A 13,200-nucleotide genomic window follows, 5' to 3' on the forward strand; every position below is an offset into this window, starting at 1 on the left:
AATGTTGAAAAAAATTATATTATTATCAGTACTTCCATTTTTTGCTTTTGCAGCAGGCAATGGAAGTGGTGAATACGATATTATTCCAAGAGCAGTCAATTTTGTTTTATTTGCTGCTATTTTGTATTATTTTATTGCAACTCCTTTAAAAAATTTTTATAATGGAAGAATTGTAAAAATTGCTTCTAAAATGAATGAAATTCAAGAAAAGCTTATTGCGAGTAAAAATCATAAATTAGAAATGATGAAAAAACTAGACTTAGCTAAACAAGAAGCAATCAATGCGGTAGCTCTTGCAAAAAAAGAAGCGGAGATTATCACAGATAAAATAGAAGCTGAAACGAAAATGGAAATCAAGGCTTTAGAAAAAACTTACGAAGAACATAAAGAATATGAAATAAGAAGAATGGAAAAAGAAGTTGTACAAGCGGTTTTAGAAGAAATTTTCGATGATCAAAATTTACAACTTCAGCAAAAAGAAATTCTAAATATCATGATGAAAAAGGTGTCTTGATGGAAAGTGTGATTGCAAAAACCTATGCAAAGGCGATATTAGAAAGAAATGATTTTGAAGATTTTTATTCTAATTTATTAGAGTTAAGTTCGGCTTTTACATCTAATAAATTTATAGATGTTTTAAATTCTTATGAGATAAAACAAGGAAAAAAACTAGAATTTGTACTTTCCTTATTGGATAATCCAAGTGATGCTTTTAAGAACTTTATAAATTTAATTGTAGATAATAAAAGAGAGATGCTAATCCCAGAAATTACTAAAGAATTGAGCGAACAAAAAGCATTAAAAGAGAACACATTCTTGGGACAAGTTTATTCAAAAGAACAATTAAGTGAAGAAGAAATTAGAAATTTAGAAGAAAAACTTAGTACTAAGTTTAATGCAAAAATTAGATTAGATAGTAAAATAAGTGATAATGAAAGTGTGAAAATTAGCTTAGATGGTCTTGGATATGAAATTTCATTTTCAATGCAAAGCTTAAAAGCTAAGATGAGTGAATATATATTAAAAGCAATTTAAGGAGATTTGATGAAATTTAAAGCAGATGAAATTAGTTCTATTATAAAAGAAAGAATTGAAAAATTTGACTTTAATCTTGAAATAGAAGAAACTGGTAAAATTATTTCAGTTGCTGATGGTGTTGCTAAAGTTTATGGTCTTAAAAATGCCATGGCTGGAGAGATGGTTGAATTTGAAAATGGCGAAAAGGGAATGGTACTTAATCTTGAAGAATCAAGCGTAGGTATTGTTGTTTTAGGAAAAGGTCTTGGTCTTAAAGAAGGAAGCTCGGTTAAGAGACTAAAAAAACTTCTAAAGGTTCCAGTAGGCGATGCGTTGATAGGACGTGTTGTAAATGCTTTGGGTGAGCCAATTGATGCTAAAGGTGTGATTGAAGCAAGTGAATATCGTTTTGTGGAAGAAAAAGCAAAAGGTATTATGGCTAGAAAAAGTGTTCATGAGCCATTACACACAGGTATTAAAGCAATTGATGCTTTAGTTCCAATTGGTAGAGGACAAAGAGAGCTAATTATCGGTGATAGACAAACAGGTAAAACAACTGTTGCAATTGATACTATCATTAGTCAAAAAGGCAAAGATGTTATTTGTATCTATGTGGCCATTGGTCAAAAACAAAGCACAGTTGCTCAAGTAGTTAAAAAGCTTGAAGAGTATGGTGCAATGGATTATAGTATAGTAGTAAATGCAGGTGCTTCTGATCCTGCTGCATTGCAATATCTTGCTCCATATACTGGTGTAACTATGGGTGAGTATTTTAGAGATAACTCAAGACATGCATTGATTGTTTATGATGATTTAAGTAAACATGCTGTTGCATATCGCGAGATGTCTTTGATTTTACGCCGTCCTCCAGGTCGTGAAGCTTATCCAGGAGATGTATTTTATTTACATTCAAGATTACTCGAAAGAGCAAGTAAGTTAAGTGATGAACTTGGTGCAGGAAGCTTAACAGCATTGCCTATTATTGAAACTCAAGCAGGCGATGTTTCAGCTTATATTCCAACCAATGTTATTTCAATTACTGATGGCCAAATTTTCTTGGAAACAGATTTATTTAACTCAGGTATTCGTCCTGCGATTAATGTTGGTTTGTCTGTATCTCGCGTTGGTGGTGCTGCACAAATTAAAGCAACAAAACAAGTTTCAGGTACATTAAGACTTGATTTAGCTCAATATAGAGAGTTGCAAGCTTTTGCGCAATTTGCAAGTGACTTAGATGAAGCAAGTAGAAAACAACTTGAACGTGGACAGAGAATGGTTGAAGTTTTAAAGCAACCTCCATATTCTCCACTTTCAGCTGAAAATCAAGTGGTGATGATTTATGCGGGAACTAAAGGGTATTTAGATGATATAGCAGTTTCAAAAATTGGAGAATTTGAAGCAGCTTTGTATCCATTTATTGAAGCTAAATATCCAGAAATTTTTGAGCAAATTAGAACCAAAAAGGCTTTAGATAAAGATTTAGAGGAAAAATTAGCTAAAGCATTGAGTGAGTTTAAAGCAAACCATATATAAGGTTTTTAAATGTCTAATTTAAAAGAAATTAAAAGAAAAATAAAAAGTGTTCATAATACACAAAAGACAACCAATGCTATGAAACTTGTCTCTACTGCCAAATTAAGAAAGGCAGAAGAGGCAGCTAAAAAATCAAAGGTTTTTGCTCAAAAAATCGATGAAGTTTTGTCAGAAATTGCATTCAAGATTAATCAATATGAAGGACTTGATGACAAACTTCCGTTTTTTAGAAAAAAAGATAATATAGAAAAAATGGATATTATTTTTGTCACAGCTGATAAGGGTTTATGTGGTGGTTTTAACATTAAAACCATTAAAACGGTAAATGAAATGCTTGAAGATTGTAAAGCAAAAAAAATCAAAGTAAGACTAAGAGCTATTGGTAAAACAGGTATAGAGTATTTTAACTTCCAAAATATTGAGATTTTAGAAAAGTATTTAGATACAAGCTCTAGCCCTGATTATGAAAAAGCATGTGCTATTATTCAGAGTGCAGTAGATGATTTTGCAAATAAAATAACAGATAAGGTTGTAATCATTCATAATGGCTATAAAAATATGATTTCTCAGGAAATTCGTATTAATAATTTATTGCCTGTGGATGCTATTGCAAGCAAGGAAGAGCAGGAATCTCAATCGTTAATGGATTTAGAGCCAGAAGATGAAGAAATCTTGAATGATTTGTTAAAAACTTATTTTGAATATAATATGTATTTTTCTTTGGTTGATTCTTTGGCAGCTGAACATAGTGCAAGAATGCAAGCTATGGATAATGCAACAAATAATGCAAAAGCAAGAGTTAAACAACTTAATTTAGCTTATAATAAAGCAAGACAAGAATCTATTACCACCGAATTGATAGAGATTATCAGCGGTGTTGAGTCAATGAAATAAATTTAGGAGTGATGATGCAAGGTTTTATTTCTCAAGTTTTAGGACCAGTGGTTGATGTTGAATTTAAAGAATATCTTCCGCAAATTAATGAAGCTATTATTGTTAATTATGAATTAGAAGGAAAAGAGTGTAAGCTAGTTCTTGAAGTAGCTGCACATTTGGGTGATAATAAAGTAAGAACTATTGCTATGGATATGACTGATGGTCTTGTTAGAGGTTTAGCAGTAGAAGCAACTGGTAATCCAATTAGTGTTCCAGTAGGCGAAAAAGTTCTTGGAAGAATTTTTAATGTAACAGGTGATTTAATTGATGAGGGTGAAGAGATTAATTTTGATAAACATTGGTCAATTCATAGAGATCCTCCTCCATTTGAAGAGCAAAGCACAAAAAGTGAAATTTTTGAAACAGGTATTAAGGTAGTTGATTTATTAGCTCCTTATGCTAAAGGTGGTAAAGTTGGTCTTTTTGGTGGTGCAGGTGTTGGTAAAACCGTTATTATTATGGAATTAATTCACAATGTTGCATTTAAACACAGTGGATATTCAGTTTTCGCAGGTGTTGGTGAAAGAACTCGTGAGGGTAATGACCTTTATAATGAAATGAAAGAAAGTAACGTTTTAGATAAAGTTGCATTGTGCTATGGTCAAATGAATGAACCACCAGGGGCAAGAAATCGTATTGCTTTAACAGGTCTTACTATGGCTGAGTATTTTAGAGACGAAATGGGACTTGATGTTTTAATGTTTATTGATAATATCTTTAGATTCTCTCAATCAGGTTCAGAAATGTCAGCACTTTTAGGAAGAATTCCTTCAGCTGTTGGTTATCAGCCAACTTTGGCTAGTGAAATGGGTAAATTCCAAGAAAGAATTACTTCAACTAAAAAAGGTTCTATTACTTCAGTTCAGGCAGTTTATGTACCAGCAGATGACTTAACAGACCCTGCTCCCGCGACTGTTTTTGCACACTTAGATGCAACTACGGTTTTAAATAGATCAATTGCTGAAAAAGGTATTTATCCAGCTGTTGATCCGCTTGATTCTACTTCAAGAATGCTTGATCCACAAATTATAGGTGAAGAGCATTATAAAGTAGCGCGTGGCGTGCAATCAGTACTTCAAAAATACAAAGATTTGCAAGATATTATTGCTATTTTAGGTATGGATGAGTTAAGTGAAGAAGATAAATTAATTGTTGAAAGAGCAAGAAAAATTGAAAAATTCCTATCTCAACCATTCTTCGTTGCTGAAGTATTTACAGGAAGTCCTGGTAAATACATTAGTTTAGAAGATACGATAGCAGGCTTTAAAGGTATTTTAGAAGGAAAATACGACCATTTACCAGAAAATGCTTTCTATATGGTAGGTGGAATTGATGAAGTTATTGAAAAAGCAGAAAAACTTAAGGCTTAATAATGGATAATTTAATACATATAGAGGTGGTAACACCTCTTGGTATGATTTACAATGATAATGTAAAATCTATTGTTCTTCCTGGAAGTGAAGGTGAATTTGGTGTTTTAAAAGGACATGCATCTTTAATCTCTTCTTTAAAGGCAGGAATTATAGACATAGAAAAATCAGATTCAACTCATGAGTTAGTTGCTATTGATTCAGGCCATGCAAAGGTATCTGAAACTAAAGTAAGTGTTTTAGCAAAAGGTGCTGTTTGGGTTGGTGGAAATAGTGATAGTGAAATAGCAAAAAGATTGGAAGAAGCAAAAGATTTGATTAAATCTATGAGTAGTGATAGTGTTGCTTTGGCTTCTACTTTTGCTAAGATGGATAATAACGTAAGGCAAAAATAGTGGATTTTCAAGCAATTTTTCATTTTTTTGAAAATACAAGTTTAATCACTTATATCGTATTAGCTTGGCTTTCAGTGTATTTTATACTTAGTTTTAGTATTTTATTTTCAAGATTAATACTTATTAATAAATGGACTCAAAACGAAAGTCAAGCTTTGGAAGCTTTAATGAGAGGGGAAAAAGATTTAAGTCAAAGTGCGTCAATTTTGAAAAAGTGCATGGAAATTGATGAAACTAAAATGAATATTTATAAAAATTCTGTAGAAAAAAAAGCTACAATAGGATTAACTTGGCTTAGCATCATAGCTTCAACTTCTCCTTTTATAGGACTTTTTGGTACCGTGATTTCTATTCTTGAAACTTTTGGTGGCTTAGAAATGCAAAATTCCTTAAGTATTATTGCTCCTAAAATTAGTGAAGCTTTGGTGGCTACTGGATGTGGGATTTTAGTTGCGATTCCTGCATATAGCTTTCATTTGATTATCAAGCGCAAAGCTTATGAGTTGATTAATATCTTAGATAGCGAGATTAAAGTATTGATAAGTTCTGCAAAGGTCTAATTTATGTTTATGGAAGAAAAACCTGAGTTAAATATTACACCTTTAGTGGATATTATGCTTGTATTGCTTGCTATTTTAATGGTGACTGCACCAAGTATTACATATGAGGAAAAGGTGCAGCTTCCTCAAGGTTCACAAAAAACTTCAAGTGCTCCAAATATTAAAAGTTTAATTATAACAATTAACGCAAAGAAAGAAATTTTTATAGGAAAAGATAAATTTAATTTTGTAAGTTTTGCAGATAATATGAATGCTTTAAAACTTCAGTATAATACCCAAGAAACAGTTTTCATTAGAGCGGATAAAAATTTAAAATATGATGATGTAATGAGTGTTTTAAGAACAATGAAACATTTAGGTTTCCAAAAAGTTGCTTTGCAAACTGAGTAGAAAATGGAAGAAAATTCTATACACAATTTTAAATCCTTTATTTATGCAACTTTAGTTTATTTTTTTGTTGTTTTCTTAGTTTTTTTTAAATTAATTGAATATAAACCAAAAGCTATCGAATATACTGATGATCCTAATAGTTTTATTAATGTAGAGCTTGGTGATAGTATAAATCAAAATCAAATTAATATGATGCAAGAATTGCAAAAAGAAAATTTGCAAAGTTTGTTTGAAGAAAATCTTTTGCAAAAATACACCACAAACAAAAGCGTCAATACGCAAAATATAGAACAACAGGCAAGTGTTTTTAATGAGTTATTTGGAAAAATAGAAGATTATCAAGAAGAAAAAACTACAAAAGTGCAATCTTCTATGCCATCAAAAAAACCTACTTTTACCCAAAGAGAAAAAATCAATGATTTTTCCAAGCAACTTAATGAAAATTTGCAAATTAATCAGGAATTAGGACAATCTGTTATAGAGCAAAAAATAGGTGTTTATGATCAGTTTTTAGGTGCTGTTAGAAAATACCTTGAAGATAGATGGAGAATTTATAATCCTAGCGGTAATTTAAGTATAGAAGTAGAATTTGTAATTGATAACAATGGTTATTTTTATTTGCTAAGTGCCACTAGTGCGCATAGTGATAATTTTGATAAAAAGGCAAAAGAATTTTTGCAAAATTTAGAGGGAAAATATATAACTTTACCTCCAAATGGTAAAATAAGAAAAATCAAAATGCAACTTAGTGATATAATTGAGTTTAAAATGGAGAAACAATGAAAAAAATACTAGTATTTTTATTTTTTTGTTCAGTATTATTTGGACAAGATGCAACAATATCTGTTGTAAATAAAGGTATGCAATTGCCTAAAATTTATATTAAAGACCAGTCTAAACTAAATGATTTAGATCTTAAAAAAAGTTTTTACAACATGCTTGTTAATGATGTAAAAGTGAGTTCAAATTTTGAGATAACTCAAGATGAAAAACAAGGTGATTATATTTTTTCTTATATATTAAATAAAAATGGCAAACTTTTAGATATTGATGTTGAAATTTTAGCCGCAAATGAAACTAAAACAAGATTTTATGAGCAAATTCTTTCTATTGAAGAGTATCCATTTTTAGCACATAGAAGTATTGCTCAAATGAATAGAAAATTAGGCTTTGCACCAGTTGATTGGATGGATCATAAAATTTTAATAGCTAGAACTCAAGGTAATAAGCAAAGTGATATTTTGTTAGCAGATTATACTTTAACTTATCAAAAAGTGTTAATTTCAAAAGGCTTAAATTTATTTCCTAAATGGGCAAATAAAGAACAAAATGCATTTTATTTTACTGCTTATGAAGATGAAATTCCAACGCTTTACAAGTATAACATGAAAAATAAAAATATTACAAAAATCATTGCTAGCAAAGGTATGATGGTTGCTTCTGATGTGAGTGATGATGGTAAAAAAATTTTACTAACCATGGCACCAAAAGATCAACCTGATGTATATTTATATGATGTAGATTCAAAAAATTTGACACAAATTACAAACTATATGGGTATTGATGTAAATGGTAATTTTGTAGATGATGAGAAAAAAATTGTATTTGTATCTGATCGTTTGGGTTATCCAAATATTTTTATGCAAAATTTAGAGTCCAATTTAACAGAACAAGTTGTTTTTCATGGTAAAAACAATTCTTCAGTTTCTACTTATAAACATTATATGGTTTATTCTAGTAGAGAAGCAAATCAAAGTGGAGTTTTTAATCTTTATTTAATGTCAACTCAAAGTGATTATATAAGACAACTTACTGCAAATGGTAAAAATCTTTTTCCAAGATTTTCTAGCGATGGAGAAAGTGTTGTATTTATTAAATATTTAGGTTCGCAAAGTGCATTGGGTGTTATTAGAATTAATGCAAATAAAGCCTTTCACTATGGTTTAAAAGTAGGTAAAATTCAATCAATTGATTGGTAAAATATCAAAATAGCATTTTTTTTGTTATAATTAAATATGATTTTTAAATAAATAAAAAAGGGGAAAAGCAATGAAAAAAATCATTTTTGCTTCAATTACTGCGTTTGCTGTTATTGTAAGTGGTTGTGCTACAAAAAATACTAGTGTAAGTAGCTCAAGTAGTGTAGATGGTTCAAAAGGTAGTGGTGGTTCTGATAGATTTGAAAATCTTGAATCTTTAAATTCTGTAGCAAATGTATATTTTGATTTTGATAAATTTAATGTTAGAAAAGATATGCAAAAAGTTATTGCAAATAATGCTGAAATTTTCAATAAAGAAGCTGCGAATGCTGCAATCGTAGTTGAAGGAAACTGCGATGAGTGGGGAACTGATGAGTATAATCAAGCTTTAGGTTTGAAAAGAGCTAAAGCAGTAAAAGAATCTTTAGTAGCTCAAGGTGTTAGCGCAGATAGAATTAGCGTAAAAAGCTATGGAGAAACTAATCCTGTATGTACTGAAAGAACTAAAGCTTGCGATGCTCAAAATCGTCGTGCAGAATTTAAAATTGCAAAATAAAGCTTTAAATAAATGAAATTAAACTTATTATCAGTAGCTCTTTTAGGAGCTACTTTCTTACACGCTGAAATTTCAGCATTTGATGCAGGAAAAGTAGATACAAAAACACCTTATGGTTTAACTCAAAATGAAAAGTTGCAATATGAAAATCAAGAACGCTTGAAAGCTTTAAATGAATATTATACAAATTTGACAAGTAAAATAAATACAGCTGTAGAAAACATAGAAGGCTTACAAAGTGTAACTGAGGGTTTAAATGCTCAGTATTCAAAAGCTAACACAAAATTACTTTCACTGGAAGAAAACTATCAAAATTTTGATGCAAATATTACCCAAGAAATTCAAAATTTAAGAGCTTATGTTGAAGAAAATAGACAAATTCAAGAAAAAAATCACCAAGAAATTCAAAAGGTTTTAGGTGAAATTACAACTTTAATCAATAAGATCAATGATGATTATATCTCAAAAGAAGATATGAATCAAACTATAACTTTTTTTCAATCTGAAATAGCTAGAGTGCAAAATCAGGCAAAAGTTATTTCTGCTGTCCCTATTGTAAAGGATGATAATAAAACACAAGAAGTCATTCAGGATGTAAATGAAACTCAAGAAGAAGTGACTGAAAAAAAAGATGATAGTTGGAAAAAATTACAATCTAGTGAAATTTTGAAAAAGGCAATTGATGAAACCAATAAAAATCAATTTGAAGATGCAAAAGAAAAATTTGAACATCTAATTAGTATTCATTATAAACCTGCTAGATCTACTTTTTGGCTTGGGGAGATAAGATATAAACAGCAAGATTATGTAGGTGCTTTGGGATTTTATAAAAAAAGTTCTGCCATAAGCACTAAAGGTGATTATGTACCAAAATTGCTTTATCACACAGCTATTAGCTTAGATAAGGTTGGAGATCCAAAAAGTGCAAATAAATTTTATAAGGCTTTAAAAACGGCTTATCCTGATAGTCCTGAGGCAAAAGTTTCACCAGATAGAAAATAACAAAGGAGATAAAATGGCTATAGAAAAAAATAGTGTAGTTTCAATGTTTTATGAGTTAAAAGATGCAAATACTAATGAAGTTTTAGAATCAAATATTTATGCTGAACCTATTTCTTTTATTTTGGGTAAGGGTCAAATTTTAGAAGGATTAGAAGAAGAAATTCAAAAGCTTAATGCCCCATGTAATGCTGATATTGTGATAAAAAAAGAAAATGCTTTGGGTGAATATGACGCAAATGCTTTGCAAACTTTACCAAAAGAGCAGTTTGCAGGGATTGATTTACAAGTTGGTATGGAGCTTTTTGGCGAAGGTGAAGATGGCAATACCGTAAGAGTAATTGTTAGAGAAATTACTGAAAATGAAGTTACTATTGATTACAATCATGCTTATGCAGGAAAAGACTTGTTGTTTTCAATCAATATCGTAGATGTTAGAGCTGCAAGTGAAGATGAAATTTTAACAGGAATTATTGCAGGTAGTAGAAGTTGTGGATGTGGTGGTGGAGGACATCATCACGATCATCACGGACATGGTGGTGGCGGATGTTGTGGAGGCCACGGACATGGCGGCGGTGGTTGCTGCGGTGGTCATTAATGAATAGCGCATTTATTTTCCCAGGTCAAGGCTCTCAAAGTGTTGGCATGGGTTTGAGTTTTTATGATAATTCTAAAAAAGCAAAAGAATTACTAGACAATGCTAGCGATTTTTGTAAAATTGATTTTAAAAATTTGCTTTTTAAGGAAAATGAAAATTTAAATAAAAGCGAATTTACGCAAATGGCCATAGTATTAAACTCGCTAATGGCCTATGAAGCCTTAAAAGAGCAAGTTAATATAGAAGCTAAGTATAGCTTGGGTCATTCATTAGGAGAATTTAGCGCTTTAGCAACCCAAGATGCATTTGACTTTTTAGATGTAATAGCACTTGTTAATAAACGCGGTCAGTTTATGCAAGAAGATTGCTCTAAAATCGAAGCTGGTATGATGGTGATTTTAGGACTTGAAGATAAAGTGGTAGAAGAACTTTGTCAAAAGGCATTAAGTGAACAAAAAAGTATTTTTGCGGCTAATTATAATTGTGATGGGCAAATTGTAGTAGCAGGTTTAAAGCCTGATTTGGCTTCTTATGAGAGTGAGTTTAAAAATGCAGGAGCTAAAAGAGCTATGCTTTTGAACATGAGTGTTGCAAGCCATTGTCCATTATTAAAAAATGCATCTTTGAAACTTACAAAAGAATTAGAACCTATTTTAAAAGAGAGTTTTAAAAGCGTAGTATCAAATGTTAATGCAAAAGTGTATAATGATAAAAATCAAGCTCTAACGCTTTTAAGCGAGCAACTCATCAAGCCTGTTCTTTATAAACAAAGCATTAAAGCAATAGATGAAGAAGTGGATTTTTATATAGAATTTGGTGCAAGTGTGTTAAAGGGTTTAAATAAAAAAATCACTCAAAAAGAAACTTATACTTTAAGTAAAATAGAAGACATTGATGAAATTTTAAAGGTAATTAAATGAAAATAGCTATTTTAGGAGCTATGCCTGAAGAGGTTACTCCTTTACTAGAAACATTAAAAGAGTATCAAACAATCGAATATGCAAATAATACTTATTATCTTGCAAAATATAAAAATCATGAATTAATTATCGCTTATTCTAAGATAGGGAAGGTAAATTCTACTCTTAGTGCGGCTATTATGATAGAAAAATTTAAAGCTGAGCTTTTACTCTTTACAGGTGTAGCAGGAGCTTTTAATCCTAGTTTAGAGATAGGGGATTTAATCTATGCTACAAAATTAGCTCAATATGATTTAGATATCACAGCTTTTGGGCATCCGCTTGGCTATGTTCCTGGCAATGAAATTTTTATAAAAACAGATGATAGGCTAAATAATCTTGCCATAGAAGCTGCTAAAGAACTTGGTGTTAAATTACAATCAGGTATTATCGCTACGGGTGATGAGTTCATTTGCGATGAAAATAAAAAAGCAAAAATTAGAGAAATTTTTAATGCAGATGCTTGTGAAATGGAAGGAGCTAGTGTAGCTTTGGTGTGTGATGCTTTAAAAATTCCATGTTTGATTTTAAGATCAATGAGTGATAAAGCAGGTGAAAAGGCTGAATTTGACTTTGATGAATTTGTGGAAAAATCAGCTAAAATTTCAGCTAATTTTGTCTTAAAAATTTGTGAGAAATTATGATAAATCTTAGTAAAAGACTAATCAGAGAAGTTGCAAAAGCAAACGCTAAATTTTCCTTAATAGGAGATAATGATAAGGTTTTATTAGGACTTAGTGGCGGGAAAGATTCTCTTGCTTTAGCCCATCTTTTAAAGCGTATGCAAGCACATGCACCTTTTAAATTTGAACTTAAAGCAGTAACTTTAAGCTATGGTATGGGTGAAGATTATACCAAACTTCATAATCACTGCAAAGAACATGGTATTGACCATGAAGTGATTGATTCTAATATTTATGAAATTTCAGGTGATACTATTAGAAAAAATTCAAGCTTTTGTAGCTATTTTTCAAGAATGAGACGCGGAGCTTTATATACTTATGCTTTGGAAAATGGTTTTAATAAACTAGCTATAGCTCATCATTTAGACGATGCAGTGGAAAGTTTTTTTATGAATTTTATTTATAATGGTGCTCTTAGAAGTTTAGCTCCAAAATATAAAAGTAAAAGAGGTGTAGAGGTTATTCGACCTTTGATTTTTGTAAGAGAAAGACAACTAAGAGAAAATGCTATTAATAATGAATTAGAAGTTATTGGTAATGAATTTTGTCCTGGTATGAAATTAAGTGAAAAAAATGTAAAATTTCCTCATGCTAGAGAAGAAGCTAAACAGCTTTTAGCAAATTTAGAAAAAGAAAATCCAAAATTATTTACAAGCTTAAAAACTGCATTTGAAAATATCCACACGGATAGTTTTTTCATGGTTAAGGATAATGACTAAACTTTTGGTTGTTGTTGATTATCAAAATGATTTTATCGATGGTAGCTTAGGTTTTGAAAAAGCTACCAAGATAAAAGATAATATTCTTACTCTTTTAAAAAATCATCAAGGTGATATCGTTTTTACTTTTGATACGCATGATGAGAATTATTTAAAAACCCAAGAAGGAAAAAATTTACCTATTTATCATTGCATTAAAGATACTTTGGGTTGGCAAATGCCAAGTGATTTTGATATGTATTTAAAAAATGCAAAAAAAATCTTTTATAAGAATGCTTTTGGTAGTTTAGAATTGGCTAATTTTTTAAAACAAAATCATTATGAAAGTATAGAATTTTGTGGTTTGGTTTCGCATATTTGTGTATTTAGTAATATTATTTTAGCTCAAAGCGCTAGTATCAACTCAAAAATCATATTGTATAAAAATGCAACAGCAAGCTTTAGTAAGTCTTTGGAAAATAGTGCTTATGAAATTTTGCAAGCTTATGGCGTAGAACTTTTATAAA

At 30.5% G+C, this 13,200-nt stretch carries 17 protein-coding genes; all 17 read left to right on the plus strand.

Annotation, left to right across the window (positions count from 1 at the left end; all coding sequences use genetic code 11):
• Window position 1: 1 nt before the first annotated feature.
• The 17 genes from CAMP5060_RS04145 (at window position 2) to CAMP5060_RS04225 (ending at window position 13,199) form a co-directional block, all read left to right on the plus strand.
• Window positions 2-514 (plus strand): F0F1 ATP synthase subunit B, encoded by a 513-nt coding sequence (locus CAMP5060_RS04145; protein ID WP_261545026.1) that lies wholly within the window; start codon window positions 2-4, stop codon window positions 512-514.
• Complete coding sequence (locus CAMP5060_RS04150; RefSeq protein ID WP_087699377.1) at window positions 514-1,035, plus strand: F0F1 ATP synthase subunit delta; 522 nt, start codon at window positions 514-516, stop codon at window positions 1,033-1,035. Before CAMP5060_RS04145 ends, CAMP5060_RS04150 begins: the two co-directional genes overlap by 1 nt.
• Before the next feature lie 9 nt (window positions 1,036-1,044).
• Complete coding sequence (atpA, locus tag CAMP5060_RS04155; protein ID WP_087699379.1) at window positions 1,045-2,550, plus strand: F0F1 ATP synthase subunit alpha; 1,506 nt, start codon at window positions 1,045-1,047, stop codon at window positions 2,548-2,550.
• Window positions 2,551-2,559: 9 nt separating this feature from the next.
• Window positions 2,560-3,444, plus strand: coding sequence for an ATP synthase F1 subunit gamma (gene atpG / locus CAMP5060_RS04160; protein ID WP_087699381.1), 885 nt, complete (start codon window positions 2,560-2,562; stop codon window positions 3,442-3,444).
• Window positions 3,445-3,458: 14 nt separating this feature from the next.
• Window positions 3,459-4,856, plus strand: a complete 1,398-nt coding sequence (atpD, locus tag CAMP5060_RS04165) for a F0F1 ATP synthase subunit beta (RefSeq protein ID WP_039617358.1) — start codon at window positions 3,459-3,461, stop codon at window positions 4,854-4,856.
• 2 nt (window positions 4,857-4,858) lie between these two features.
• Complete coding sequence (gene atpC / locus CAMP5060_RS04170) at window positions 4,859-5,251, plus strand: ATP synthase F1 subunit epsilon (protein ID WP_039625212.1); 393 nt, start codon at window positions 4,859-4,861, stop codon at window positions 5,249-5,251.
• On the plus strand, window positions 5,251-5,811 hold the full coding sequence (locus CAMP5060_RS04175; protein WP_214099815.1) for a MotA/TolQ/ExbB proton channel family protein: 561 nt from the start codon (window positions 5,251-5,253) through the stop codon (window positions 5,809-5,811). The genes atpC and CAMP5060_RS04175 overlap by 1 nt, the downstream gene beginning before the upstream one ends.
• Window positions 5,812-5,814: 3 nt before the next feature.
• Window positions 5,815-6,201 (plus strand): ExbD/TolR family protein, encoded by a 387-nt coding sequence (locus CAMP5060_RS04180; RefSeq protein ID WP_214099816.1) that lies wholly within the window; start codon window positions 5,815-5,817, stop codon window positions 6,199-6,201.
• A gap of 3 nt (window positions 6,202-6,204) precedes the next feature.
• The gene (locus CAMP5060_RS04185; RefSeq protein ID WP_087699389.1) at window positions 6,205-6,984 is read left to right on the plus strand and encodes a TonB C-terminal domain-containing protein; all 780 of its coding nucleotides are present in this window, start codon (window positions 6,205-6,207) and stop codon (window positions 6,982-6,984) included.
• A complete protein-coding gene (tolB, locus tag CAMP5060_RS04190) occupies window positions 6,981-8,180 on the plus strand; it encodes a Tol-Pal system protein TolB (protein WP_214099818.1) in 1,200 nt (399 codons plus the stop codon). Before CAMP5060_RS04185 ends, tolB begins: the two co-directional genes overlap by 4 nt.
• Window positions 8,181-8,250: 70 nt before the next feature.
• The gene (gene pal, locus CAMP5060_RS04195) at window positions 8,251-8,736 is read left to right on the plus strand and encodes a peptidoglycan-associated lipoprotein Pal (RefSeq protein ID WP_087699394.1); all 486 of its coding nucleotides are present in this window, start codon (window positions 8,251-8,253) and stop codon (window positions 8,734-8,736) included.
• Window positions 8,737-8,748: 12 nt separating this feature from the next.
• Window positions 8,749-9,738: a tetratricopeptide repeat protein gene (locus CAMP5060_RS04200; protein ID WP_337217959.1), complete on the plus strand. Its 990-nt coding sequence runs from the start codon at window positions 8,749-8,751 to the stop codon at window positions 9,736-9,738.
• Window positions 9,739-9,751: 13 nt separating this feature from the next.
• Complete coding sequence (locus CAMP5060_RS04205; protein WP_214126061.1) at window positions 9,752-10,333, plus strand: FKBP-type peptidyl-prolyl cis-trans isomerase; 582 nt, start codon at window positions 9,752-9,754, stop codon at window positions 10,331-10,333.
• Complete coding sequence (fabD, locus tag CAMP5060_RS04210) at window positions 10,333-11,253, plus strand: ACP S-malonyltransferase (protein WP_214126059.1); 921 nt, start codon at window positions 10,333-10,335, stop codon at window positions 11,251-11,253. Before CAMP5060_RS04205 ends, fabD begins: the two co-directional genes overlap by 1 nt.
• Window positions 11,250-11,936: a 5'-methylthioadenosine/adenosylhomocysteine nucleosidase gene (locus tag CAMP5060_RS04215; RefSeq protein ID WP_214126058.1), complete on the plus strand. Its 687-nt coding sequence runs from the start codon at window positions 11,250-11,252 to the stop codon at window positions 11,934-11,936. The genes fabD and CAMP5060_RS04215 overlap by 4 nt, the downstream gene beginning before the upstream one ends.
• Window positions 11,933-12,694: an ATP-binding protein gene (locus CAMP5060_RS04220; protein WP_039627820.1), complete on the plus strand. Its 762-nt coding sequence runs from the start codon at window positions 11,933-11,935 to the stop codon at window positions 12,692-12,694. Before CAMP5060_RS04215 ends, CAMP5060_RS04220 begins: the two co-directional genes overlap by 4 nt.
• Window positions 12,687-13,199: a cysteine hydrolase family protein gene (locus tag CAMP5060_RS04225; protein WP_087699403.1), complete on the plus strand. Its 513-nt coding sequence runs from the start codon at window positions 12,687-12,689 to the stop codon at window positions 13,197-13,199. The genes CAMP5060_RS04220 and CAMP5060_RS04225 overlap by 8 nt, the downstream gene beginning before the upstream one ends.
• Window position 13,200 lies beyond the last annotated feature (1 nt).

This window comes from Campylobacter sp. 1569 (assembly GCF_024723675.1).
GTDB lineage: Bacteria > Campylobacterota > Campylobacteria > Campylobacterales > Campylobacteraceae > Campylobacter_D > Campylobacter_D jejuni_C.

Excerpts from the sequence above, each read along its gene's own strand:
- CAMP5060_RS04145 (WP_261545026.1), top strand. The coding sequence starts at position 2 with ATGTTGAAAAAAATTATATTATTATCAGTACTTCCATTTTTTGCTTTT.
- CAMP5060_RS04150 (WP_087699377.1), top strand. The coding sequence starts at position 514 with ATGGAAAGTGTGATTGCAAAAACCTATGCAAAGGCGATATTAGAAAGA.
- atpA (WP_087699379.1), top strand. The coding sequence starts at position 1,045 with ATGAAATTTAAAGCAGATGAAATTAGTTCTATTATAAAAGAAAGAATT.
- atpG (WP_087699381.1), top strand. The coding sequence starts at position 2,560 with ATGTCTAATTTAAAAGAAATTAAAAGAAAAATAAAAAGTGTTCATAAT.
- atpD (WP_039617358.1), top strand. The coding sequence starts at position 3,459 with ATGCAAGGTTTTATTTCTCAAGTTTTAGGACCAGTGGTTGATGTTGAA.
- atpC (WP_039625212.1), top strand. The coding sequence starts at position 4,859 with ATGGATAATTTAATACATATAGAGGTGGTAACACCTCTTGGTATGATT.
- CAMP5060_RS04180 (WP_214099816.1), top strand. The coding sequence starts at position 5,815 with ATGTTTATGGAAGAAAAACCTGAGTTAAATATTACACCTTTAGTGGAT.
- CAMP5060_RS04185 (WP_087699389.1), top strand. The coding sequence starts at position 6,205 with ATGGAAGAAAATTCTATACACAATTTTAAATCCTTTATTTATGCAACT.
- tolB (WP_214099818.1), top strand. The coding sequence starts at position 6,981 with ATGAAAAAAATACTAGTATTTTTATTTTTTTGTTCAGTATTATTTGGA.
- pal (WP_087699394.1), top strand. The coding sequence starts at position 8,251 with ATGAAAAAAATCATTTTTGCTTCAATTACTGCGTTTGCTGTTATTGTA.
- CAMP5060_RS04200 (WP_337217959.1), top strand. The coding sequence starts at position 8,749 with ATGAAATTAAACTTATTATCAGTAGCTCTTTTAGGAGCTACTTTCTTA.
- CAMP5060_RS04205 (WP_214126061.1), top strand. The coding sequence starts at position 9,752 with ATGGCTATAGAAAAAAATAGTGTAGTTTCAATGTTTTATGAGTTAAAA.
- fabD (WP_214126059.1), top strand. The coding sequence starts at position 10,333 with ATGAATAGCGCATTTATTTTCCCAGGTCAAGGCTCTCAAAGTGTTGGC.
- CAMP5060_RS04215 (WP_214126058.1), top strand. The coding sequence starts at position 11,250 with ATGAAAATAGCTATTTTAGGAGCTATGCCTGAAGAGGTTACTCCTTTA.
- CAMP5060_RS04220 (WP_039627820.1), top strand. The coding sequence starts at position 11,933 with ATGATAAATCTTAGTAAAAGACTAATCAGAGAAGTTGCAAAAGCAAAC.
- CAMP5060_RS04225 (WP_087699403.1), top strand. The coding sequence starts at position 12,687 with ATGACTAAACTTTTGGTTGTTGTTGATTATCAAAATGATTTTATCGAT.